Source organism: Thalassotalea hakodatensis, from assembly GCF_030295995.1.
Taxonomy (GTDB): domain Bacteria; phylum Pseudomonadota; class Gammaproteobacteria; order Enterobacterales; family Alteromonadaceae; genus Thalassotalea_C; species Thalassotalea_C hakodatensis.
Genome location: NZ_AP027365.1, coordinates 3090135 through 3115931 on the forward strand (window position 1 = coordinate 3090135; position 25797 = coordinate 3115931).

Here is a 25797-nt window from a genome sequence, read left to right on the forward strand (position 1 = left end):
AGTAAAAATTAAAAAGTAGCGGACGCGGCAGGAGTCGAACCTGCGACCGAAAGGGATCATGTTTCGTAGCCAGTTTTTATTCACAGTAACGCTATTCAGCTGAGCTACATCTCTTTTATACATCGTTCTTAAACGAGAAAACCAACCCGAAGGTCTGACGAATCCCCAAAAAATGACAAGCACAACATTTTATGATCTTATTAGTTCGCCAAAACAAAAATAAGAGTAAAATGCTATGCCTGAATCCTTACTTTGCCATAACTTCTTTGATAAGTCCTTATCGAATTTCAATCAAGCGAGAATGAAGACACTTAAAGCATGCTCTGAAGCACTTATAGCGTCTGATAGATTAACCTTAACAAGTTTGGGGCGTTACTTAGCTGGACGTGCGAACATTAAGCATAAAATAAAAAGGGTTGATCGTTTTCTTAATAACGAGCATTTGTTTAACCAACAAGTTGAAATATACGCTTCGTTGGCCAAACCAATCATTAGCAACTTGCCTTATTTAGCCATTGCAGTGGACTGGAGTGGTTGTTGTCGTTCAGATTACCACCTGCTTAGAGCGAGTTTACTCGTTGACGGCCGTTCTTTAGTGCTTTACAACATGGTTGTTGAATTAAAAGATTTTGATACGCCAGAAACCAATGCCAGATTTTTAGACAACCTCCTTCAAGTTATTGGTGAACACCGGTCCGTTTATATTTTGTCAGATGGTGGTTTTCTTACTCCTTGGTATACTAAAGTCCGTTCATTAGGATGGCACTTTATTGGCCGTCTCAGAGGCACGATGACATGTAAGTTAGAAGGTAAAAATACTTGGGAAAAACTCCCTGCCTTTCATCAGGGAGCGAGCTGTCAACCAACTCGACTTGGCAAAGCGAGGGTTACTCAACACAGTCCAACAGCATGTGATGCATTTCTCCATTTGTACAAAGGAAAATACAAAGGACGAAAAGGGAATAGCCGTTTTACTAAAGATACTCGCATGTATCGACGGCATGCTCATGAGCCATGGTTACTCGCAACATCAGATAATACACTCACTAGTGATCAAGTAATTAAGTTGTACAGTAAAAGGATGCAAATTGAGCAAAACTTTCGCGATGACAAAAGCCAACAATATGGCTTTTCGTGGCGGTTTAGTAAAACACAAGGCGTAAGGCGAATGAGTGCCTTGTGCTTAATTGCATGTTTAGCCAGTCTATTACTTTGGTTTGTTGGCTTTGAAGCGGAGCAGCGCAATTGGCAAATAATGTTTCAGGCTAATACGATAAAACACCGCAGAGTTCTATCGTTTCTTACATTGGCGAAGCAAGTAATTCGGCATAGACTCCACAAAATTAAAAATCACTATCTACAGAAAAGTCGAGAAAACTTTTTAGCTTATTATCAAATATGTTCAGTTATATAAAAATGGGGATCCGTCAGCCCGAAGGTTGGCTTTAAAGATGGCGGACGCGGCAGGAGTCGAACCTGCGACCGAAAGGGATCATGTTTCGTAGCCAGTTTTTATCCACAGTAACGCTATCCAGCTGAGCTACTTCTCTTTTATACATCGTTCTTAAACGAGAAAACCAACCCGAAGGTTGGCTTTAAAGGTGGCGGACGCGGCAGGAGTCGAACCTGCGACCGCCTGGTTCGTAGCCAGGTACTCTATCCAGCTGAGCTACGCGTCCGCGGTCAATCAATATTTTATATCCCGAGGTAGAGATAAAACGTCTCTTAATATCTATCAAGAGATAAAAAAACCAGTCTGACGACTGGTCTTAAATGTGGCGGACGCGGCAGGAGTCGAACCTGCGACCGCCTGGTTCGTAGCCAGGTACTCTATCCAGCTGAGCTACGCGTCCGCGGTCAATCGTTATTTTATATCCCGAGGTAGGGATATGCGACATAATCGCAGTATTAATGATTAAAGCTTTAATACTAGCTCTTCTTTTATATTTAACCACTTAAAGAAAGTGGCGGACGCGGCAGGAGTCGAACCTGCGACCGCCTGGTTCGTAGCCAGGTACTCTATCCAGCTGAGCTACGCGTCCGCAATAATCTAATAATTTATATCCTGATTAAGGATAACGAACCTAGTTCGTAGCCATCTTATCCAAGCATACTGCCTATCCAGCTGAGCTACGCGTCCGCAATAATCTATTTTAAATCTTAGATAAAAGATGGCGGTGAGAGAGGGATTCGAACCCTCGATACAGCTACAAACTGTATACTCCCTTAGCAGGGGAGCGCCTTCAGCCACTCGGCCATCTCACCAACGGGGCGAATATTAATGGATATAAAAAATAAGTCAAACGATTTTTTTAGCTTTTACATCTGTTTGTTGACAAATCAATCAACCAGAGCAAATTACCAGCACTTTTCTTTCGTACTCCTTTATTTTTAAAGCAATAAAAAAGCCGGCTATGCCGGCTTCTTTGGGAAACAATTTCGTTAAAAACTATTTCCAGGCGTAGTTTCGCCCTTTTCAGACTGTATTCGCATATAAATTTCTTCACGATGTACTGAAACTTCTTTTGGTGCATTAACACCAATGCGAACTTGATTTCCTTTAACACCTAAAACTGTGACCGTGACATCGTCACCGATCATTAAAGTTTCTCCAACTCTACGGGTTAATATTAACATTCCTAATTCCTTAATATCTAAAACGGGATAAACTAAATTTAGCTAGTTAAAAATTTAGTCTTACACTGGGTGACAATAATTCAATTACCCTAGAGAAAAATATTCCGTAATACTTTCCCAACACTCTAAGTTTAGAAGAACGTCGTACCAGTTACCTTTATTTTAGCAAGCTTCTTCTCATGTGACAGTTAAATTACGATATTTTTTCAACAAATATGTAACTATTAATACTCTACTCATCTCTGATTAACGTCACTTTAACAATTACCATCGTTGAAGGAGTAAACAATAATGATTTGTTTTTTAGTCAATGAAAAATTGGGATAAAAAAGGAAACTCGAAAGTTTCCTTTATTAAATATTTCATTGATATCAGAAGCGTTAGCTTAGATTCTCAGTTAACCATGGTTCAACACTTGCCATCGCATTAGGTACGTTTTGAGGTTCACTGCCACCAGCTTGTGCCATATCTGGTCTCCCTCCACCTTTACCACCAACTTGCTGGGCTATCATGTTAACGATTTCGCCCGCCTTAACTTGTCCGGTTAAATCTTTTGTAACACCGACAATCAAACCTACTTTGCCATCGTTAATTGTCGAAAGAACAATGATGCCACTTTTAATTTTAACTTTAAGATCATCTACCATACCGCGTAAGTCTTTCGAAGCGACTCCGTCTAACTCGGCAATTAACGTGTTAATACCGTTAATGTCTTTTGCTTGGCTTAATAAATCTGAACCCGCTTGAGCCGCTAATTGCTGTTTCAGTTGAGCAATTTCTTTTTCAAGCTGTTTCGTTTTACTTAGTGTTTGTTCCACTTTTTCAACGGTATTTGACACGTCTGATTTAACTAAGTTCGCAATCGTTGCCAAGGCCTCCGCTTGTGCATCAATATAATTAAGTGCCGCTTCTCCAGATACCGCTTCAATACGACGAACCCCCGCAGCGATACCTGATTCAGATACGATTTTAACTAAACCAATGTCACCGGTTCGTTCAACATGCACACCACCACAAAGCTCAATAGAACAATTACCTAATGTGACTACACGTACTTCGTCATCATACTTTTCACCAAACAACGCCATTGCACCTTTTTCTTTCGCTTCATCTATTGGCATTAGTGCGGTTTCACGTTGATGATTTCTGCGTATTTCTAAGTTCACCAAGTGCTCAATTTTCTTGAGTTCTTGTTCAGTTACTGCTTCAAAGTGTGCAAAATCAAAACGTAGTTTTTCAGCATCAACGAGTGAGCCTTTTTGTGTAACATGATCACCTAATACATCGCGTAATACTGCATGTAAAATATGCGTGGCTGAATGGTTTTTAACAATGGCACCACGGCGTTCAGTATTAATTTCTGCTTTCACACGCGCATTTAGCTGGATCGTAGTCTTGGCAATACCATGATGAGCAAAAGCATTACCCACCTTAATAGTGTCCGTAACTTCAAATACACCATTCTCAGTAGCAATCACACCTGTATCACCTACTTGACCACCTGATTCAGCATAAAACGGCGTATTATCTAAAATAACAACCCCTTGCTCGCCTTCATTGAGCACTGATGCAGAGCTGCCATTATGAAAAATTTCAACGATTGTCGCTGAAAATGTACTATTGGTATAACCTTTAAAAGCGGTATTCTTTTCAGATTTTAGCTGTTCGTTATAGTCGGCACCAAACTGGCTGGCTTGTTGCGCTCTTTCGCGCTGTAACCCCATGGCAACATCAAAGCCATTTTGATCAATTTTCAATTGACGTTCACGGGCAATATCTGCGGTTAAATCGGCTGGAAATCCGTAAGTATCATATAATTTAAAAACATCATCACCGTTAATGGTATCCCCCTCTAAGGTAGATAATATTTCTTCAAGTAACTGCATACCACGATCAAGTGTACGACCAAATTGTTCTTCTTCGATGCGCAATAATTTTTCTAAAATCGCTTTCTGCTCAATAAGTTCAGGGTAAGCATCACCCATTTGTGTAATTAATGATGGTACCAATTTATGAAAGAAGTGTGATTTAGCGTTAAGTTTGTGTCCGTGACGTACTGCTCGACGAATAATACGGCGTAACACATAGCCGCGTCCTTCATTGGATGGCATCACACCATCAGTTATGAGAAAACAGCAAGAACGAATATGATCAGCAATTACGCGTAACGATTTATTTTCTAAATCATCACAATTCAATATTGCAGCAGTATCTTTTATCAACCCTTGGAAAATATCTATTTCGTAATTACTGTGTACGCCTTGTAATATCGCTGCAATACGCTCTAATCCCATGCCCGTATCAACAGAAGGCTTAGGTAGTTGCTCCATGGTACCGTCTTCATGGCGGTTGTACTGCATGAAAACTAAATTCCAAATCTCAATGAAGCGATCACCGTCTTCTTCTGGTGAACCTGGCGGCCCTCCCCAAATTTCTTCGCCGTGATCATAGAATATTTCACTACAAGGACCACAAGGACCTGTGTCACCCATGGACCAAAAGTTATCAGACTCGTACTTTTTACCTGCAGTTTTATCACCGATACGAATGATTTTTTCATGGGGTACACCGATGATGTCATGCCAATAATTGTAGGCTTCATCATCTGTTTCATAAATGGTCACTAATAGTTTTTCTTTTGGTAAACCAAGTTCTTGCGTTAGAAACTCCCATGCAAAGCTAATTGCTTCTTCTTTAAAATAGTCACCAAAACTAAAATTACCTAACATTTCAAAAAAGGTGTGGTGACGAGCGGTATAACCAACATTTTCTAAGTCATTATGTTTACCACCAGCACGAACACAGCGTTGAGACGTTGTAGCACGGCTATAACTTCTTTGCTCAGCGCCTAAAAAGGCCTCTTTAAATTGCACCATACCCGCGTTAGTAAAGAGCAAGGTTGCATCATTACCAGGAATTAACGAACTACTAGCGACAATTTGGTGTTGCTTAGAAGCAAAAAAATCTAAGAATGCCTTTCTTATTCCGGCACTGGTTTTCATCATAGCCATACCTAACATTTAATCATTAAAATTTATGAGTTAATTTGCATTAATAAGTGCGAATATTTCATGCGAGGAAAATCCTCTATACTGCATGAACCGAATTCTTTTCGCCTTATTTTTATCATCTTTAATTGGCGTATTGCCAAATTTTTTATCGTACACTTGCGCTGCAATTTCTTGCCAGTCAACCGACATTTCTGCTGCAACTTGATTAACGAGCGAACTGTCAATACCTTTTTGCATTAACTCTTGTTCAATATACTTTTCACCGTACCCTTTATTTACCCGACTACGAAATACAGACTCTGTGAATCTTTGTTCACAGAGATACTGGTTAGATTCGAGAAATTCAATCACCTCAACAATATCATCAGGTTCATGGCCTCGTTGCAACAATTTATGTAGAAGTTCTTTTTTCGAGTGCTCTCGTCTCGAAAGTAGATCAATTCCTGTATGCAGTATCTCTTTAATCACGTCACAATTTGTCAGTATAAAATTGGCACAAGCAATTTAGTGCAAAACATCTAACTATTCTACCTATAACTTGATAAAAAATCCTCATTCACCTTTAAATTGTGATAAGTTTTTACAATAACGAAAGAATCACGCAAAATACCATTAACAATTGATATAATAATCAACAAGCGGCTAATCAATATAGGGAACTATATGAAGGAATATTCAAGATACTTTATTCGAACTATTTACACGTTGGCATTGGTCATTTTAGTTCAGTCATGTGGTGGTAGCTCCGATGCTGATAAAGCAGCTGAGAATTATGCTATTTCTGTTGATACAAGCGTTATTAACTTTAGTAACGAATTCTTGAAGGTATCAGAAGATACCGTATCAATTACCGTTGACTATACTGGCAAAGGATTATTACTAGGTTACGCACCTGATAATCAACCGGTTGGCTGGCTTAACTTTTCTACAGAGCAATTAAGTGATAGCTCTGCAAAAATCACTGTCAAGCTTGTTAATGCCGACAACATTTTACCTGATGAGTACAGAACAACGTTAAGAGTTTCTACTGGTGATGCTAATCAAGTGAATTTAGTGCATCACGATATCGATATATCGTTACTTATTTGGCAATTAACCACTAATACTGATCAAATTACTTTCCAAGCGACGTTAGGCGAAGAAAATATTGATTCACAAACACTCGAAATAACAAGTGAGAGTAACAATGCTTGGACAGCGTCGGTCGATGTTGACTGGTTAACGTTAGACAAAATTTCTGGTGAAGGTGCATCGACGATTACCTTATCAGCTGATGTAACCACATTCGATTCAGCTAATTTATATCAAGCTCAGTTAACATTAACTGAAACCTCTTCTGGTGATAGTAAAGTTATACCTGTAGAACTTGGTTTAGATCGTCATTATTTATACTCAAGTCATACTGGGATAGCTTTTAGCCAAGTAGTTAATTTGGAGAAACTTAGCCAGCAAGTAAGTATTTCAACCAATAGTCCTAATACTGTTAATTGGCAAGCCACTGCTAGCGCCCCTTGGCTTACGTTGACACCTTCAAGTGATACGCTCACAGTGGCTATTAATAACAATGTTGTACTTAATGATGGTTTACACACAAGTACCGTGACAATTGCAAGCGTTGACGATAATGATGCGGTTGCTGAAACGATTAATGTGTCTTTCTATGTAAATTCAGTAAGTATCGATAACCAAGTGATTGATAACATCAGCCTCAATAATAATAGCATTGTCACTTCAACTTATTTACCTTATGTCTATCTAGCACAAGATAACAGCTTATATACCTATCATATTCACACAGGTGAACAAGTGAATATGTTTGCTGTTGCACCTGAAAATACCTTATTAGAGCAACTGGTCCTTTCGCCTAATGGTGAGACACTCTTAGCGATTGCTAACGAAACAGTAACCGCTGAAGACGGAACAGAAACACCAATAACGCACCGTTATAAAATTAACTTACTCGATAACACCATTAACACGTTAACTGACAGTGATATTGAATTTGAACCGGTGAGTTTTATTACGGTATCAGGGAGAGAATTCGTGGTCACCCAAGCATTAGAGTTTGCCACCATTGATCTGAAACGCGTTTTTTGGGACAGCGAAAATGCTTTTTTCACCTCGCTTATCAAACAAGCAAATATTACTGAAACGGTTTATGCATTAGACTTACTTGATTCTTCTTTTAAACGTTATACGCTTAAAGCGAATGATTTTACCTCTCAGCAAATAAGCGCCCAGTTGAGTCATCAATATCGACCTACATTACTTGGCGACGATCAGGCAATTAGCGACTTTGTGGTCACTGATAATGAGCAAGCACTTTACACCGTTAGCCCAACCAGTGAGTGGATAAGTTTTGATGGTAACACCTATACTGACCAAGGGTTACTTCCACAAGCAGAAGGGAATACCACACTACAATTGGTTAAAACGCAAAATAATAGTGCCAACTATGTGCGATTTGATCCTAATGATGGTTTCTTGATCAACATTTATGATCAACAACAACAACTGAGTAACACCCTAATAACAGAAGGTAATCAACCGTTAAATTCAGTACTTTCTGCTGACGATACTCGCATGTTGCTATATATCAACAGCGAAAATCAACTTGAATTAGTAAATCTACAGTAACTTAAATGGGGGTTAGTTTCCCGCTAGCCCCTATTATACCAATTCGCATAAATATTCGGTCATTCAGCGATTGGTATTACTCAAGCTATCATTGCAACCTCTCTTAACTTCCAGCTTTCTTTATCATACAAACCTGATCACCGTAGTAATTGTTTGCATAATTGCATGTGACTAAGTGTGTTTTTTCTTTCTGATTTTCTAAGATCGTTCTTAATTGATTCATGATGTTTTTCATAGCTATCTCCTTTTTTATTTACCTATATTATCTTCCCTTTAACTAATTCAGTAAATTTATATAAATAGAGGATGACATTCTAAAAAATCTAACTACTAGGTTATTGGCACTTTGCTAGTAGTTGTTCATGAAACAATGATTTCAACACGATAATTTCATTTGTTCGCACATAATTAGGACGTGTGATTAATGAAATGGTGCGGTGAGGCCCTGGCTCATTTAAATGGATAGCTCTTAATTCTGATTCTGGATAAATAAGCTGATCAAGCGCCATTTGTGGTACTAGGGTTGTACCTAGTTTTCCTGCCACCATCTGAATAAGTGTATGTAAGCTTGCAGAATCAAAGGCTGAATCTTGTTTTTGCGATTGAAAACGGCAAGCTGCAAGTGCATGCTCTTTCAAGCAATGACCATCTTTAAGTAACATCAGCGTTTCTAATGCTAACTCTTCACTAGTGATCTCTTGCATCTGACTTGGGCACTCATCTTTATGACTAACCCAGTAAAAGTCTTCTTGCCAGAAATCAAATTTCATTAAGCCTTCAATAGGGAACGGTAATGCTAATATCGCAGCATCAAGTTCCCCTGTACGCACCAAATCTACCAAGACATGTGACTGTTCCTCAATAATTTTAAGTTTAAAGTTAGAGTGCTGTAGCCTTAGTTCGGGTAATACTTTTGGTAACAAATAAGGGCCAATCGTTGGAATAACACCTATAGTCATTCCACTTGAGAACGGTTTCTTATTCACTTGCGACACTTGTAATAATTCATCAAGTTCAAGCTTAACGCGTTTCGCTTTATTAAGGATAAGTTGACCATCATCAGTCACTAGTACTTGTTTATTATTGCGTTCAAAAATAACCACACCAATTTGTTTTTCAAGCTCGCTAATTGCAGTGCTTAACGCTGACTGTGAAACATTACATGCTTCTGCAGCCTTTTTAAAATGGAGTGTTTTCTCTACCGCTAGTGCGTAATAAAGTTGCTTTATTGAAATCATCTTGTTCATTAATCAATTTAACAGAACCATATATAGATTATATTCAATTTTTAAATACATTGGGAAGCAGATAGTCTACATTTAACGTTCTATTTTTTAAAACATCAACTTCGATACAATCAATTATAAAAAACATTATATACCGAATAATATTACCCCATCGAAAGCAAACACGCTTTTGCGTAACTAAAACGTTTACTTATTACTTATAAAGAGGAAATAACCATGGCTCAAATAGGAAAATCAATACCAGAATTTACCGCTCAAGCATTTCACAATGGCGAATTCGTTGAAGTATCAACTGAAAGCGTAAAAGGAAAATGGTCAATCTTTTTATTTTACCCTGCTGACTTTACGTTTGTATGCCCAACAGAACTTGAAGATATGGCGAATCAATATGAAGAATTACAAAAATTAGGTGTTGAAGTATATGCAGTATCTACCGATACACACTTTTCACATAAAGCTTGGCATGACTCTTCAGATGCTATCGGTAAAATAAAATTCCCAATGATTGGCGATCAAACAGGCAATATTACTCGTGGTTTTGATGTCATGATTGAAGAAGATCACATGGCACATCGCGGTACATTCTTGGCTGATCCAGATGGCATCATACAAGTTGCACATATTCATGCAGGGGGAATTGGCCGAAGCGCTAAAGACATGGTGCGAAATGTAAAAGCAGCTCAGTATGTTCGTGAAAATGACGGTGAAGTATGCCCTGCCGCATGGGAACAAGGCGAAGCAACCTTAACACCGAGCTTAGATTTAGTCGGTAAAATTTAACGAATAAAGAGTAAAGAGGTAACTTAGTTGTTACCTCTTTTTTAGAACAATCGATTTATTTTTCATCCAAAATAAAGTTATCAAAGCTGTTCCAATAGGTAAAAATATAACGCAACCTGCAAAGAGTTAACTATAGTAATAATGCAGTCTAATCGATTTACTTTCATAAAATGATGTCAAGGAATTCAAACAATGAGTGATGTAAAACAACAGCCAAGCAAATGTCCATTTACCCACGGTAGTAATACAAAGGTTGGTGATAGCGGTACAACAAATACTGAATGGTGGCCAAACTTATTAAATTTAAGAATTCTTCGACAGCATGATAAAAAAGCTGACCCCATGGACAGCACATTTAACTATGCAGAACATTTTAAGTCTATTGATTACAAACAATTAAAAGCTGACCTTATTCAGTTAATGACTAATTCCCAAGATTGGTGGCCTGCTGACTATGGCCATTATGGTCCACTATTTATCAGAATGGCATGGCACAGTGCAGGAACCTATCGTGAAGGTGATGGGCGCGGTGGAGCTTCTGCTGGCAATCAACGATTTGCACCGCTCAATAGTTGGCCAGATAACGGCAATCTTGATAAAGCTAGAAGATTACTTTGGCCAATCAAGCAAAAATACGGCAAAAGTCTTTCATGGGCAGATTTAATGGTTTTAACAGGAAATTGTGCCATTGAATCTATGGGCTTAAAACCAATAGGCTTTGGCGGTGGTAGAGAAGATATTTGGCATCCTGAAGAAGATATTTACTGGGGCGTAGAAAAAGAATGGCTCACAGACAAACGTTATTCAGGTGAACGTGATTTAGACAACCCACTCGCTGCTGTTGAAATGGGCTTAATTTACGTTAACCCAGAAGGACCAAACGGTGAACCAGATATTTTAGGCTCAGGCAAAGACATTAGAGAAACCTTTGCTCGTATGGCAATGAATGATGAAGAAACCGTGGCATTGATAGCTGGCGGGCATACGTTTGGTAAATGTCACGGTGCAGGAGACGCTAATAATGTAGGTCCAGAACCAGAAGCATCACCCTTAGAAAATGTAGGTCTTGGATGGATGAATACTCATGGTACAGGTAAAGGTAACGACACAATTACCAGTGGCGTAGAAGGCGCTTGGACGGCAAATCCTACTCAATGGGATAATGGTTATTTTGATGTATTATTTGCTTATGATTGGGAATTAGTAAAAAGCCCTGCGGGCGCATGGCAATGGGCGCCGATCAACCCTAAGGACGAACATCTAGTACCAACCGCACATGATGCAACTAAAAAAATCCCCACGATTATGAGCACTGCAGATATGGCACTAAAAATGGATCCTATCTACGCGCCAATTTCAAAACATTTTCATCAAAACCCTGACGCGTTTGCAGAAGCATTTACGCGCGCTTGGTTTAAATTGACTCATAGAGACATGGGGCCAAAAAGCCGTTATTTAGGTGAAGAGGTTCCAAGCGAAGACTTTATTTGGCAAGACCCTTTACCTTGTAACACCTTTGATGCAATAGACGACACAGATGTTAAACTTTTAAAACAACACATAGAACAAGCCAATATACCTGTTTCAACCATGATTTTCACTGCTTGGTCAGCAGCCTCAACCTATCGTGACTCGGATAAACGTGGTGGTGCAAATGGCGCAAGAATCGCCTTAGCACCACAAAATACCTGGCCAGTAAATCAACCTGATCAGCTTAAAAAAACCATCAGTACGCTAAAAATTATTCAATCAGGCTTTAAAGAGAAAACCAGTAAACGCGTTTCTTTAGCAGATCTTATTGTGCTTGCTGGTAATGTAGGTATTGAAATCGCTTGCCGAAATGCAGGTCAAAACGTTTTGGTGCCATTCACACCAGGAAGGGTTGACGCAACACAGGAACAAACAGATGTAGAATCCTTTGCCGTTTTAGAGCCTAAAGCTGACGCGTTTAAAAATTATAGTCAAAGCGATTTGGGTACAACACCCGAAGAGTTGATGCTAGATAAAGCAAACTTACTCACGTTAACGGCGCCAGAGATGACAGTGCTTATTGGTGGTTTTAGAGCTATAAATATCAATTACTTACAAAGTAATCATGGCATTTTAACCGATACTTCTGGCATGTTAACTAACGATTATTTCATCAACTTACTTGACATGAATACCAAATGGCAGAAATCAGAAGAATATAACCTGTATAAAGGTATTGATCGAAAATCAGGTAAAGAACGCTGGTCTGCAACACGTTGTGACTTAGTTTTTGCCTCTAACTCTGAATTAAGAGCAATAGCGGAAGTTTATGCCTGTGACGATGCCAAAGAAAAATTTGTTGAAGACTTTATAGCCGCTTGGACTAAAGTGATGATGCTAGATCGTTTTGATGTTAAGTAATCTGAGCTCGGGTTAAGTAAGCTTTAAAGAGTCTTATGATACAAACAAGGGTTATGCCGTTCATAAAAAACATAACCCTTGTATATCACTTTACTGTTTACTGTCTATATTACATATCAACACATGTGACCTTAGTCTTATATTATCTTTAATATTAATGCGGTTAATTGGTAGGCAACGCTAATTCAAATTGATATTGCTGATTTACCTTTGGTTCAATATCTTTTAAACCAATATGAACCCCTAACAATCTAACAGGTTTCCCTTCACCTCTTGATAATGCTTCTTTTAGTAATAATATAAATGACGCTGAATCAATATCTTGATGTTGTATTTCTTTGGTAGTTTGATGAAAATCGTTAAACTTAACTTTTACACCAAGCTTACTGATCCCACGTTCAACGGTATATGATTTTGAACGTGTTAATAACTCGGGTATTAATGACTGCAACATATAATCAGTTAATTCATCAAGCTCATTTTTATCTTTAGAGAACGTGTGTTCAACACCAACTGATTTTCTCACTCTGGTAACCTCTACCGCTCTATTATCTATGCCATGACATTTTTGCCATAAAGAAGCGCCTAATTTACCGAATGTTTTCATCAAAACAGTTTGTGAGCTTTGCCTAACATCCGCTCCCGTATGTAAGCCATGCTGTTGAAGTTTATTAAACGTGACTTTTCCAACACCAGGTATTTTATTCAGTGGCATACTTTCAATAAACGCCATAACGCTGTCTGGCGCAATAACACATTGACCATTTGGTTTATGTTGATCTGATGCTATTTTGGCAAGAAACTTTAGTGGCGCGATACCAGCCGAGGCAGTTAACTGTAACTCATCAAAGATAACTTTTCTGATATCTTGCGCGATTAACGTTGCAGAACCGGAAAATAATGGGCAGTCAGTTACATCTAAATAGGCCTCATCGAGTGATAATGGTTCTATTTTTGATGTATAGCGTTGAAATATCTCATGAAGCCTTGAACTCGTTTCTTTATACACCGACATTCTACCCGGCACTATTAATAATTCAGGGCATTTTCTTAACGCAACACTATTTGCCATGGCTGAACGTACGCCATACTTTCTTGCAATATAATTACACGTCGATAAAACCCCTCTGGTATTTCCAGGACCGCCAACGGCAACTGGCTTACCTTGCAGCTCAGGATTATCTCGTATTTCAACTGACACGTAAAAAGCATCCATATCTATATGGATTATTTTACGTTTTGCATTAGGCATAATTACGTTTGTCATACGGCATTTATATTCAAAGCGAATGAGAGACTCAAACAAGCAAAATAAACTGTATATAAAAACAGTATTTCATATTTTATGGGTTATCGCAAGCTCATGGAGTGGAGCATGCTCAACAGTTGACACGTAAATGATACCAATTCGCATAAATATTCAGTCATTCAGCGAGAGTTAAACGCTTTAGAGGCACGGCGTTGATTGCAGAGAATGGTTATTCAGGAGAACGTCTCCTGCGTTCTCTAATAAGCTACATTCTTGTAGCGTCCTTTTCAAAATCAACAACACAGGCTATGAAGCGTTTAAACTCGCCCTTTGGGCTGACGAATCCCCAAAAAATGACAGGCACAACATTTTATGATCTTATTAGTTCGCCAAAACAAAAATAAGAGTAAAATGCTATGCCTGAATCCTTACTTTGCCATAACTTCTTTGATAAGTCCTTATCGAATTTCAATCAAGCGAGAATGAAGACACTTAAAGCATGCTCTGAAGCACTTATAGCGTCTGATAGATTAACCTTAACAAGTTTGGGGCGTTACTTAGCTGGGCGTGCGAACATTAAGCATAAAATAAAAAGGGTTGATCGTTTTCTTAATAACGAGCATTTGTTTAACCAACAAGTTGAAATATACGCTTCGTTGGCCAAACCAATCATTAGCAACTTGCCTTATTTAGCCATTGCAGTGGACTGGAGTGGTTGTTGTCGTTCAGATTACCACCTGCTTAGAGCGAGTTTACTCGTTGACGGCCGTTCTTTAGTGCTTTACAACATGGTTGTTGAATTAAAAGATTTTGATACGCCAGAAACCAATGCCAGATTTTTAGACAACCTCCTTCAAGTTATTGGTGAACACCGGTCCGTTTATATTTTGTCAGATGGTGGTTTTCTTACTCCTTGGTATACTAAAGTCCGTTCATTAGGATGGCACTTTATTGGCCGTCTCAGAGGCACGATGACATGTAAGTTAGAAGGTAAAAATACTTGGGAAAAACTCCCTGCCTTTCATCAGGGAGCGAGCTGTCAACCAACTCGACTTGGCAAAGCGAGGGTTACTCAACACAGTCCAACAGCATGTGATGCATTTCTCCATTTGTACAAAGGAAAATACAAAGGACGAAAAGGGAATAGCCGTTTTACTAAAGATACTCGCATGTATCGACGGCATGCTCATGAGCCATGGTTACTCGCAACATCAGATAATACACTCACTAGTGATCAAGTAATTAAGTTGTACAGTAAAAGGATGCAAATTGAGCAAAACTTTCGCGATGACAAAAGCCAACAATATGGCTTTTCGTGGCGGTTTAGTAAAACACAAGGCGTAAGGCGAATGAGTGCCTTGTGCTTAATTGCATGTTTAGCCAGTCTATTACTTTGGTTTGTTGGCTTTGAAGCGGAGCAGCGCAATTGGCAAATAATGTTTCAGGCTAATACGATAAAACACCGCAGAGTTCTATCGTTTCTTACATTGGCGAAGCAAGTAATTCGGCATAGACTCCACAAAATTAAAAATCACTATCTACAGAAAAGTCGAGAAAACTTTTTAGCTTATTATCAAATATGTTCAGTTATATAAAAATGGGGATCCGTCAGCCCTTTGGGAGCGTGTTAGAGGCGCGATAATTGCGCAAAACGTGTTTGATGTAGAAACAACTATATCTGCACACGTTTCGTTTATTCTCCCACCTCTGACATCGCTCTGAACTGACTTAATCTTTATGCGAATTGGTATGAATTGAGTTATGAAACTAAAAGGAAAAAAATAGCGGCTTTCAGCCGCTATTTTTATATATTTTTGATATCTATTTTATGTTCTGCTTTGATAGCAGCTTTACGCTCTTTCTCTTGACGTTTTTCACAAGGATCATCACAATCACATGCTTTATCGATACCTAGGGTACCCAGGCCCCCACAACTACCTGCAAGTGACTTTTGCTGAAAAATATAGCCTACAGCCATTGCTACAACTATCAGTAGAAAAAAGCCAAAGGTCACTAAAAATATTGCCATTATTACAGCCCTTATATTCAGCCATTACTATTTCAAATACGGCATAAATTCTACCGTAATTTGCTCGATAAAGCCATTTTCTGATTTGCTGATCAAGTAAGCAGCTATCTGATGTGTTTCTGCAAACTCAAACGCTTTTTCAGGACCCATTAACATCATGGCGGTAGATAGACCGTCAGCTGTCATTGAAGATGGATGAATTACCGTCACTGACACTAGAGTATGATTTATCGGTTTACCTGTATCAGGATCAATAATATGAGAAAAACGTTGACCCTCTTCTTCAAAATATTTTCGATAGTCTCCTGATGTCGCAATCGCATTATCTTTTGGAATGATAATTTGATGCACAGCTCGCTCAGTTGTGACTGGTTTTTCTATCGCAACCGACCATAATTCACCAGTATGTTTAAAACCTTTTGCACGTAATTCCCCCCCTATTTCTACAAGGTAATTATGAGCACCAACTTCATCTAAATATTCAGCCACTAAGTCAACTGCATACCCCTTGGCAATGGTTGATAGATCAACGTAAAGATCAGGAATACGCTTTGCGAGCATATTGCCTTCAAGTGTTAAGTTATCAATACCAATACGGGCTTTTGCCTGTGCTATTTCATCTTGTGTTGGCGCTTTTTCTGGACGACCTTCAGGTCCAAAACCCCATAAATTTATAAGCGGGCCAATCGTTACATCGAGTTTACCTTCACTTAAGTGGCCCAAACGAATAGACTCTGCTAGTACACGCCTTAAACCTTCAGATATTTCGACTGGCTCCATTGAGTTATGGCTGTTGAATTTCGAAAGCTCTGAATCTGAGATCCAGTTAGACATATCTTGATTCAGTTGCTTTAAAATTTGTTCAACGTTTTCATGTATCACGTTTTCATCCGGAATCGACTGGTTCTGTTCTGCTGATTGATCAATATATTTAATATTATAAGAGACCGTTCCCATCGTGATGCCTTGCAGGTGTATCTGCTCTTTCTCTAACTCATTACTTGGATAACAACCTGCAAGCATTATCAAGGCTAAAAAAACGGTACCGTATAAAAATTTATTCATGTTAATAGTCCTATTAACCTTCTTTACTCTATGTAAACAAAAAGGCAGCCGAAGCTACCTTTTTAAACTAACCATAAGATGATCTAAGGTTAACCGCCGAAATCATCTAACATGATATTTTCGTCTTCCACACCAAGATCTTGCAACATGTGAATAACCGCTGCATTCATCATTGGTGGACCACACATGTAATATTCACAGTCTTCAGGAGCTTCATGATCTTTTAAGTATTGTTCATACAATACATTATGAATAAAGCCTGTTAAGCCATCCCAATCATCTTCAGGCTGTGGATCTGACAGGGCAACATGCCATTCAAAATTATCATTTTCAGACGCTAACATGTTGTAGTCATCTTCGTAGAACATTTCACGAAGTGAGCGTGCACCATACCAGAAGGTCATTTTACGTTTTGATTTAAGACGTTTTAACTGATCAAAAATGTGTGAACGCATTGGCGCCATACCAGCACCACCACCAATAAAGACCATTTCAGCATCAGTATCTTTAGCGAAGAACTCACCAAATGGACCTGAAATTGTTACTTTATCGCCAGCCTTCAAATTGAAGATAAATGATGACATTTTACCCGCAGGTAAATGTAACTTACCAGGAGGTGGCGTAGCAATACGCACATTCAGCATGATAATGCCTTCTTCCTCTGGGTAGTTCGCCATCGAGTAGGCACGTAATGTAGGTTCATCAACTTTTGATTCAACATCAAAAAAGCCAAAATGTTCCCAATCACCACGATACTGATCTTCTATATCAAAATCTTTGTATTTAACATGATGTGCAGGAGCTTCAATTTGAATATAACCGCCAGCACGAAATGGTACTGACTGACCATCAGGAATTTTAAGCTTTAATTCTTTGATGAATGTTGCTTTGTTATCATTTGAGATAACTTCACATTCCCATTGTTGAACACCAAAAATTTCGTCTTCTAGTTCAATGTCTAAATCTTGCTTTACAGCAACCTGACATGCTAAACGACAACCATCTTTTGCTTCACGTTTAGTAATATGGCCTTGTTCCGTTGGCAAGATATCACCGCCACCAGAATGAATGTCTACTCGACACTGACCACATGTACCACCGCCGCCACACGCTGACGGGATAAATATACCTTGATCGGCTAACACACCTAATAACTTGCCACCGGCAGGAGCCGTAACAGCTTTATCAGGGTCGCCATTAATTGAAATGGTTACATTTCCTGTTGAAACTAACTTAGATTTGGCAAATAAAATTACCAAAACAAGTGCAACAACAATTGCTGTAAACATCGATACGCCGAGAATAATTTCCATCGACTTTTCCTTAGCACTTATCTTGAGAAAGCAAGCAGAACTTACTTTCTACGTTAATCTTATTATAACGAAATACCACCGAAAGAAAGAAAGCCAAACGCCATCAATCCTGCAGTAATAAACGTAATACCCAATCCTTTAAGGCCATCTGGTACATCAGAATACTTCATTTTTTCACGAAGACCTGCAAGTAAGATGATAGCCAATGCCCAACCAACACCTGAGCCAACTCCGTAAATAAGTGACTCCGTTAATGTATAGTTACGAGCAACCATAAATGCTACCGCACCGAAAATTGCACAGTTAACTGTGATTAACGGTAAAAATATACCCAATGCGTTGTATAGCGGTGGGAAATATTTATCTAGTACCATTTCAAGGATCTGTACTAACGCAGCGATTACGCCGATAAAGGTAATAAAAGATAAAAAGCTTAAATCAACTGATTCAGCTGGATCAGTGATCCCTAATACGCTATCTAATGCACCCGGCGCTAAAATCGCTTGGTAAATAACTTGGTTAGCAGGTACTGCGATACCAAGTACAACAATAACCGCTACACCCAAACCTATCGCCGTACTGACTTTTTTAGATACGGCTAAGAATGTACACATCCCTAAAAAGAAGGTTAACGCGATGTTTTCGATAAAAATCGATTTAACAAATAAACTTATGTAATGTTCCATCGTGATTAGTCCTTCTCAACTTGAGCTGGTTTCCATTGGCGAATCGCCCAAATGATAAAACCAATGATAAAGAATGAGCTAAATGGCAATACTAATACACCGTTTGCTTGGTACCAACCACCATTTTGAATTAATGGTAATATTTCCATTCCAAACAAGGTACCAAAACCGAATAACTCGCGGAAGAAAGCAACAACAAGAAGAATAAAGCCATACCCTAAACCGTTACCAATACCATCTAAAAAGCTAACACCTGGCTTTTCTTTCATGGCGAACGCTTCAGCTCTACCCATAACAATACAGTTAGTAATGATCAAGCCAATATATACTGATAGCTCTTTCGATAATTGATATGAAAACGCTTTAAGCACTTGGTCAACAACAATTACCAACGACGCAATAATTGCCATTTGTACGATAATACGCACACTTGATGGAATTTGATTTCGAATAATCGAAATAAACAAGTTAGAAAAACCCGTAACAATAACTACCGCAATTGTCATTACTAGGGCATTAGTCATTGAACTTGTTACAGCTAATGCTGAACAAATCCCTAATACTTGTAAGGCAATCGGGTTATTATCTACAATCGGTTTTGTTAAAACACTTTTGTTATCAGCAGACATTATTTAACCTCCTGAGTACGAAATTTAGTAATGAAAGGCTTATAACCTTTTTCACCAAACCAAAATTGCAACGTACGTGTAACACCGTTACTTGTTAGCGTAGCACCTGACAGGGCATCAACGCCATGTTCATTGCTTGCTTTCGCACCGCCTTTAACAAGTTCTATCGCAACGTTACCCGCTTCATCGTAAATTTTCTTACCTGGCCATTTAGCAATCCACTTGGGGTTTATAACTTCTGCCCCTAAGCCAGGAGTTTCCTTATGGTCTGAATAAATAAGATTTCTTACCGTATTTAAATCTGACTTTAAGCCAACATAACCATACATTAAGTCCCATAAACCAGAACCTACGATAGGTAAGACAACCGTTTCAATTTCACCTGCACCATTGCTCACTAAGTAAACAACGGCAGTGTGTGAACGACGATTAATGCCCGCAATATCTTCTTCAAGATCTGACGACTTTTCAGGATCACGAGCGTTACGACGTTCATCAAATAATTTCGGGTTGCCTTCAATAAACTCACCTGAGTCTAAGTCAATCATTTTCGCATCAACAAATTGCTCAAAGGTCGATTGAATTGACGCTTTTGTGCCATCTGTCATTGACAAAATATCTGCTGCTTGCAAAATTTTTGTTTGTTGATCAAATAGTTTATTTTCTACTTGTAGAGGCTTTAATTGAACCGCTGAAATTGATACTAATGCAGCACATGCTAAACATACTGCAATAACAAATCCAAGCGTTTTACCAAATGTTTCTTTTTTAGCTGACACGTGCAAGCCTCCGTTTCACATTCGATTGAACGACAAAATAGTCGAATAATGGTGCGAATAAATTAGCAAATAATATCGCTAACATCATACCTTCTGGGAATGCTGGGTTCACAACACGTACAAGCACTACCATGATGCCGACTAAGGCACCAAAAGCGTACTTACCAGTATTGGTAAATGAAGCTGATACAGGGTCTGTCGCCATAAACATCATACCGAAGGCAAAACCACCGAGTACAAAATGCCAATACCATGGCATAGCAAACATCGGGTTAGTATCGCTACCAATCATATTAAATAGATAAGACGTTAACACCATACCTAAAAATACACCCAAGACAATTCGCCACGAAGCTATACCTTTATAGAGGATATAAGCACCACCGAGTAAAATACAGAATGTAGATACTTCACCAACAGAGCCTGGGATATAACCCCAAAATGCGTTCCACCAGCTGGCATCTAATGCATAGCTAAGTTGGCCTGAAGCAGCAGCACTTAACGCTGTAGCTCCTGAGAAACCATCAACCGCTACCCACACTGCATCACCAGAAATTTCTAACGGATAAGCAAAGAATAAAAACGCACGACCCGCTAAAGCAGGGTTCAAGAAGTTTTTACCTGTACCACCGAAGATTTCTTTTGCCACAACAACACCAAAAGTGATGCCGATAGCAACTTGCCATAATGGAATTGATGCAGGAAGAATCAATGCAAATAAAATAGATGAAACAAAGAAGCCTTCATTTACTTCATGCTTACGTACAGCCGCAAATAATACTTCCCAAAAACCACCTACCGCAAAGGTAACCGCATAAATAGGAAGGAAAAAACATGCGCCGTAAAGCATCATCGCAAACCAGCCAGCGTCAGCTGAAAGTTCACCACCTAGCATTTGGAATAAACCAACCTGCCAAGAATCAGGTAAAGCGTAACCAGCAGCTAATGCTTCAGTCGCTTGGAAACCAATGTTGTACATACCAAAAAACATGGCAGGAAACACCGCTAACCACACTGTGATCATAATACGCTTCAAGTCAATGCTATCACGTACGTGCGTTTTACCTTTAGTCACATAACCAGGTGTAAATAAACCTGTTGCTACCGCTTCATATAAAGCGAACCATTTTTCATGTTTGCCGCCTTTTTCAAAATGCGGCTCGATATCTTCAATAAACTTTTGCAAGCCCATGACTAACCTTCCTTCTCTATTGTGGTTAGACAGTCACGAAGTAATACGCCGTAGTCTGTTTTGCCTGGGCAAACAAACGTACATAACGCTAAATCTTCTTCGTCTAGCTCTAGAGCACCAAGTTGCTGAGCGCCATCGGTATCTCCAGCACATAAATCACGTAATAACACGGTAGGGAGTACATCTAACGGCATCACACGCTCATAGTTACCAATAGGTACCATGGCACGTGGGCTACCATTAGTTGTTGTTGTCATGTTAAATAATTTACTTGGAAAAAGATGAGACATGTAAGCTCGAGTCACCGAAAATTTATTCGGTCCTGGGTACATGTAACCCATAAACTCTTTCTCACGGCCTTCTTTTAATATCGCAATTTGTGTGTGATAACGCCCCAAATAAGCATGAACGCCAGCAGCTTCACAACCTTGCAATACAGAACCAGAAATTACGCGTAATTCAACATCATTAGTTTCATTAGCAATAAGCTGTTCTGTGCTTGCGCCAGTAAGTGTACGAACTAATCTTGGATTCTTTGCTTCTGGACCAGCAATCGAAACAACACGTGTTGCATCAATTTCACCGGTAGTAAATAATTTACCGTAAGCAATAACATCTTGGTAACCAATGTGCCATACAATGCTTTCAGCACCGACTGGTGACAAGAAATGAATATGGGTACCTACTAAACCAGCAGGATGTTTACCTGAAAATTCATTTACTTCTTCATTACCTGTTGTTGGGATACTTGCATTAGGTGCTTTAGAAACAAACACTTTACCTTCTGTTAAACGGCTTAATACCGTTAAACCGTGTTTAAAGGCTTCGCTTTGTTCATTAATGATCACTTCAGGATCTGCAGCTAACGGATTAGTATCCATTGCGCTAATGAAAATAGCTTTTGGGGTGGAGTCTATCGCTGGAATTTTACTATATGGACGCGTTCTAAGTGCGGTCCATAAACCAGAATTAACCAAGTTGCTAACAACATCTTCACGGTTAATGGTGGCTAAATCAGATTCAGCATATTTAGCGAATGTTTCTTGTTCGTTACTATCTGACTCTTCATTGAGAGTGATAACAACAGACTGTAACACACGCTTTTCACCACGATTGATTTCTGTTACTACACCTGCAGCTTGAGCTGTGAATTTAACGCCAGCATTCTTTTTGTCTTCAAAAAGCGCTTGACCTTTTTTAACACGATCACCCACTTTAACAAACATGGTTGGTCGCATACCCACATACTCTTCACCGAGTGTCGCAACGCTTTTGATGGACGGACCATCATGGATTACTTGCTGGGGAGCACCTTGAACAGGAACATCCAGACCTTTTTTTATTGTAATCATAAACACTTGCACTACTTTGACGGGAGTAAAAATCAGCCGATTTCTCACCTAAGTACTTTTAAATCAAAACCTTAAAGTAATTAAGTGAGAAAACATTTGATTTCAGTGTATTTCAGTAGAAAAGCTCTTTATTAACATTACGCTAACAAAAAGTATCTACCGGCTCTTAAGTTAAAAATATTCTGGCACGAATTTTAGCATAATTTTAGAGAATTGCGCCATTATCCTGTAACACTTTCTGTATTATTTTTACGACTTTGCTGTTTTTTTAGACTAATCACTCGATTTTAATAATCTTACAAAAACAAAAAAGAGCAATGTTATAAAATCATTGCTCTTTTTTTACATCAATAGTTATAAGTTAGTAATTTTTACACTAAATTATTTATCTCTGTCACTGGACTAAGGTCCGCTTCATAGTCAACACCAGCAACATTAAAACCAAATAACTTTAAAAACTCATTATGGTAGCTTTCATAATCCGTAAGTTCATCAATGGTATCGCTGTCAACAGAATCCCAAATCGTTTGAACACGTTCTTGTACGCTATCTTCAAGCTCTTTATAATTTTGGCTTAAGCGACCAGCTTCATCAAAACGCGGTGTATTACTATATAAGTTTTCATTAAATAATGATTGAATTTGTTCAATACAGCCTTGATAGGTACCATCGCTTTTCATCACTTTAAACATTGCTGAAATATAAAGTGGCATAATTGGTATCGCAGAACTTGCTTGCGTAACTACCGCATTTAATGAGGTAACATAGGCTTGGCCTGAAATATTTTCCGTTGACGCTTTAATCGCACTTGCTGCGCGATCAAGATCTTCTTTTGCACGACCAATTGTTGCATGGCCATAAATTGGCCAGGTTAATTTTTTACCTATATAAGTGTAAGCAGTTGTTTTAAAGCCCTTTGCTAAAACGTCTGCTTCTTGTAACGCCTTGATCCATAACTCCCAATCAGCACCGCCCATAACATCAACAGTACCTTGAATTTCTTCTTCGGTAGCTTGTTCAACACTGACCGAGTCAATGATGCGCTTAGACGTATTTAAATTTTTGGTAGTCACGCTTTGACCAATAGGCTTTAACGTAGAGGAATACACTTCACCTGTATCAGGATCTGTACGACGTGGAGAAGCTAAGCTGTATATGATCAAATCTACTTGGCCAAGTTCTTCTTTGATAACATCAATCGCTTTCGCTTTCAGCTCATGGGAAAAGGCATCGCCATTAATATTTTTTGACCACAATCCTGCTGCATCAGCAGCTTTTTGAAACGCTGAAGTATTATACCAACCCGCTGAGGCTGTTTTTCTATCTGTAGGTGCTTTCTCAAAGAAAATACCTAAGGTTTTTGCGCCACAGCCGAAAGCAGCCGTGATACGAGATGCCAATCCATAACCGGTGGATGCCCCAATCACTAACACATTTTTAGGTTTGTTTTCCGGTTGAGGTTGGCTTTTTACATATGCTATTTGTTCATTAACATGAGCTTCACACCCTGCTGGGTGTGCATTTGTACAGATGAAGCCACGGATTTTAGGTTTGATGACCATATAAACGCCTTTCGTGTTGTTCTTACTAAATTGCCGCATAGTGTACCCTTGTTATTAAAATAAGAGGTACGAGCAGTTGAAAAAAACGCTTGCAACGCAAGCGTCATGATTAAAATTATGATTTAACGATTTTCATAATAGGCTTTCATTGTTAAATCGTTATATTGGCGCGCATTGGCTAAAAACTCACTATACGACGCCCATACCTTTGCAAATGTTTCATCAGCATTGGCTTTTTCTTCGATCACTTCTTTGGTGTAACTTTTTAACGCTAACATAACATCAGCAGGAAATTGTTTTACTTGCACATTATGTTTATTAATGAGTGTTTGTAACGCATTATTATTACGGGCGTTGTATTCATCAAGCATGTTTTGATTGACGGCACGTGCGGCGACTTCAACAATTTTCTGTAGGTCCTCTGGTAATGAGTTTAGCGCCTTTTCATTGACTAAAAACTCTAAATTTGTGCCCGTTTCATGCCATACAGATGAATAGTAATACTCCGCCGCTTGGTGAAAACCAAACGCTAAATCGTTATATGGGCCAACCCATTCTGACGCATCAATCGCACCACTTTGTAAAGAAGAAAATATTTCGCCACCCGTCAAATTAACAGGAATAGCACCTGCGCGTTTTAAAACTTCGCCACCTAGACCAGGGATACGCATTTTTAAGCCTTTAAGATCTTCAACGCTGTTGATTTCTTTTTTAAACCAACCCGCAAATTGCGCCCCTGAATTTCCACCCGCCATAGGTACTACACCGAATGGTTTGTATAATGCTTGCCACATTTCAAGGCCACCACCAAAGTGTAGCCAAGCATTAAACTCTGTGGCGGTCATACCAAAGGGGATAGCACTAAAAATAGGTGCCGCTGACATTTTACCTTTCCAATAATATGCACCACTGTGCCCCATTTCGGCTGTACCTTGAGAAACCGCATCAAAGACTTCAAAACCAGGTACAAGCTCTCCAGCACCATACACTTTTACCGTCAATCGACCTGCACTCATTTCATTGACATACTTAGCAAATGTTTCAGGGCCTAATCCTAAACCGGGAAAGTTTTTCGGCCAAGAAGTTACCAATTTCCATTGATATTGCTTTTGCGGTTGTGCATTCGCATTGGTATCTTGCTTTTGTTCGCTGTTACAACCCACTAAGGCTGCGAATGCTAAACATCCTACAAGCCACTTTTTAATCATGTTTATTGTCATTGGTTTTCCTTTCCTTTT

20 protein-coding genes and 4 tRNA genes are annotated in these 25797 nt (G+C 39.0%); 5 read left to right on the plus strand and 19 right to left on the minus strand.

Annotated features, from left to right (window positions below; translation table 11 throughout):
* The first annotated feature begins 235 nt into the window (after nt 1-235).
* Nucleotides 236-1414 carry an IS4 family transposase gene (locus tag QUE72_RS13690; RefSeq protein ID WP_286269174.1) on the plus strand — a complete coding sequence of 393 codons (1179 nt, stop codon included), beginning with the start codon at nt 236-238 and terminating at the stop codon, nt 1412-1414.
* Between the two features lie 188 nt (nt 1415-1602).
* Here QUE72_RS13690 and QUE72_RS13695 read toward each other — a convergent pair.
* From QUE72_RS13695 to QUE72_RS13725, 7 genes are all read right to left on the minus strand, one after another.
* A tRNA-Arg gene (locus QUE72_RS13695) sits at nt 1603-1679 on the minus strand.
* A gap of 97 nt (nt 1680-1776) precedes the next feature.
* Nucleotides 1777-1853 (minus strand) — tRNA-Arg (locus QUE72_RS13700).
* Nucleotides 1854-1965: 112 nt separating this feature from the next.
* Nucleotides 1966-2042: transfer RNA gene (locus QUE72_RS13705), tRNA-Arg, on the minus strand.
* 130 nt (nt 2043-2172) lie between these two features.
* Nucleotides 2173-2265 (minus strand) — tRNA-Ser (locus QUE72_RS13710).
* Between the two features lie 177 nt (nt 2266-2442).
* Entirely contained in the window at nt 2443-2637 is a 195-nt protein-coding gene (gene csrA, locus QUE72_RS13715) for a carbon storage regulator CsrA (protein WP_074497221.1), read from the minus strand.
* Between the two features lie 380 nt (nt 2638-3017).
* Nucleotides 3018-5642 carry an alanine--tRNA ligase gene (gene alaS / locus QUE72_RS13720; protein WP_286269587.1) on the minus strand — a complete coding sequence of 875 codons (2625 nt, stop codon included), beginning with the start codon at nt 5640-5642 and terminating at the stop codon, nt 3018-3020.
* Nucleotides 5643-5678: 36 nt separating this feature from the next.
* A complete protein-coding gene (locus QUE72_RS13725) occupies nt 5679-6116 on the minus strand; it encodes a regulatory protein RecX (RefSeq protein WP_175573083.1) in 438 nt (145 codons plus the stop codon).
* Between the two features lie 195 nt (nt 6117-6311).
* On the opposite strand from QUE72_RS13725, the gene QUE72_RS13730 reads away from it, so the two are divergent.
* On the plus strand, nt 6312-8285 hold the full coding sequence (locus QUE72_RS13730) for a BACON domain-containing protein (protein ID WP_286269589.1): 1974 nt from the start codon (nt 6312-6314) through the stop codon (nt 8283-8285).
* 335 nt (nt 8286-8620) lie between these two features.
* Here the strand turns inward: QUE72_RS13730 and QUE72_RS13735 are convergent, their stop codons facing one another.
* Nucleotides 8621-9523: a hydrogen peroxide-inducible genes activator gene (locus tag QUE72_RS13735; protein ID WP_286269590.1), complete on the minus strand. Its 903-nt coding sequence runs from the start codon at nt 9521-9523 to the stop codon at nt 8621-8623.
* 225 nt (nt 9524-9748) lie between these two features.
* Between QUE72_RS13735 and ahpC the strand changes: the two genes are divergently transcribed.
* Both ahpC and katG read left to right on the plus strand, forming a co-directional pair.
* Entirely contained in the window at nt 9749-10312 is a 564-nt protein-coding gene (ahpC, locus tag QUE72_RS13740) for an alkyl hydroperoxide reductase subunit C (protein ID WP_286269591.1), read from the plus strand.
* A 192-nt stretch (nt 10313-10504) separates the two neighbouring features.
* Nucleotides 10505-12703 (plus strand): catalase/peroxidase HPI, encoded by a 2199-nt coding sequence (gene katG / locus QUE72_RS13745; RefSeq protein ID WP_286269593.1) that lies wholly within the window; start codon nt 10505-10507, stop codon nt 12701-12703.
* Between the two features lie 163 nt (nt 12704-12866).
* On the opposite strand, the gene dinB is transcribed toward katG, so the two are convergent.
* Nucleotides 12867-13970 carry a DNA polymerase IV gene (gene dinB / locus QUE72_RS13750; protein ID WP_286269595.1) on the minus strand — a complete coding sequence of 368 codons (1104 nt, stop codon included), beginning with the start codon at nt 13968-13970 and terminating at the stop codon, nt 12867-12869.
* Nucleotides 13971-14368: 398 nt separating this feature from the next.
* Here dinB and QUE72_RS13755 point away from each other — a divergent pair, with 398 nt between their 5' ends.
* A complete protein-coding gene (locus QUE72_RS13755) occupies nt 14369-15547 on the plus strand; it encodes an IS4 family transposase (protein ID WP_286269174.1) in 1179 nt (392 codons plus the stop codon).
* Nucleotides 15548-15756: 209 nt separating this feature from the next.
* Here the strand turns inward: QUE72_RS13755 and nqrM are convergent, their stop codons facing one another.
* The 10 genes from nqrM to QUE72_RS13805 form a co-directional block, all read right to left on the minus strand.
* Entirely contained in the window at nt 15757-15981 is a 225-nt protein-coding gene (gene nqrM, locus QUE72_RS13760) for a (Na+)-NQR maturation NqrM (protein WP_074497200.1), read from the minus strand.
* Nucleotides 15982-16008: 27 nt separating this feature from the next.
* Nucleotides 16009-17046 (minus strand): FAD:protein FMN transferase, encoded by a 1038-nt coding sequence (locus tag QUE72_RS13765; protein WP_074497198.1) that lies wholly within the window; start codon nt 17044-17046, stop codon nt 16009-16011.
* An 89-nt stretch (nt 17047-17135) separates the two neighbouring features.
* Nucleotides 17136-18359, minus strand: a complete 1224-nt coding sequence (nqrF, locus tag QUE72_RS13770) for an NADH:ubiquinone reductase (Na(+)-transporting) subunit F (protein ID WP_074497194.1) — start codon at nt 18357-18359, stop codon at nt 17136-17138.
* A gap of 62 nt (nt 18360-18421) precedes the next feature.
* On the minus strand, nt 18422-19045 hold the full coding sequence (nqrE, locus tag QUE72_RS13775) for an NADH:ubiquinone reductase (Na(+)-transporting) subunit E (RefSeq protein ID WP_074497190.1): 624 nt from the start codon (nt 19043-19045) through the stop codon (nt 18422-18424).
* 5 nt (nt 19046-19050) lie between these two features.
* Nucleotides 19051-19674, minus strand: a complete 624-nt coding sequence (locus tag QUE72_RS13780; RefSeq protein WP_074497189.1) for an NADH:ubiquinone reductase (Na(+)-transporting) subunit D — start codon at nt 19672-19674, stop codon at nt 19051-19053.
* Nucleotides 19674-20453, minus strand: coding sequence for a Na(+)-translocating NADH-quinone reductase subunit C (locus QUE72_RS13785; RefSeq protein ID WP_074497186.1), 780 nt, complete (start codon nt 20451-20453; stop codon nt 19674-19676). Before QUE72_RS13785 ends, QUE72_RS13780 begins: the two co-directional genes overlap by 1 nt.
* Complete coding sequence (locus QUE72_RS13790) at nt 20443-21645, minus strand: NADH:ubiquinone reductase (Na(+)-transporting) subunit B (RefSeq protein ID WP_074497184.1); 1203 nt, start codon at nt 21643-21645, stop codon at nt 20443-20445. Before QUE72_RS13790 ends, QUE72_RS13785 begins: the two co-directional genes overlap by 11 nt.
* Nucleotides 21646-21647: 2 nt before the next feature.
* The gene (locus tag QUE72_RS13795; protein WP_074497234.1) at nt 21648-22997 is read right to left on the minus strand and encodes a Na(+)-translocating NADH-quinone reductase subunit A; all 1350 of its coding nucleotides are present in this window, start codon (nt 22995-22997) and stop codon (nt 21648-21650) included.
* A gap of 371 nt (nt 22998-23368) precedes the next feature.
* Nucleotides 23369-24559: an enoyl-ACP reductase FabV gene (gene fabV, locus QUE72_RS13800; RefSeq protein ID WP_286272988.1), complete on the minus strand. Its 1191-nt coding sequence runs from the start codon at nt 24557-24559 to the stop codon at nt 23369-23371.
* 122 nt (nt 24560-24681) lie between these two features.
* Nucleotides 24682-25779, minus strand: a complete 1098-nt coding sequence (locus QUE72_RS13805; protein ID WP_254849537.1) for a TRAP transporter substrate-binding protein — start codon at nt 25777-25779, stop codon at nt 24682-24684.
* Nucleotides 25780-25797: the final 18 nt, after the last annotated feature.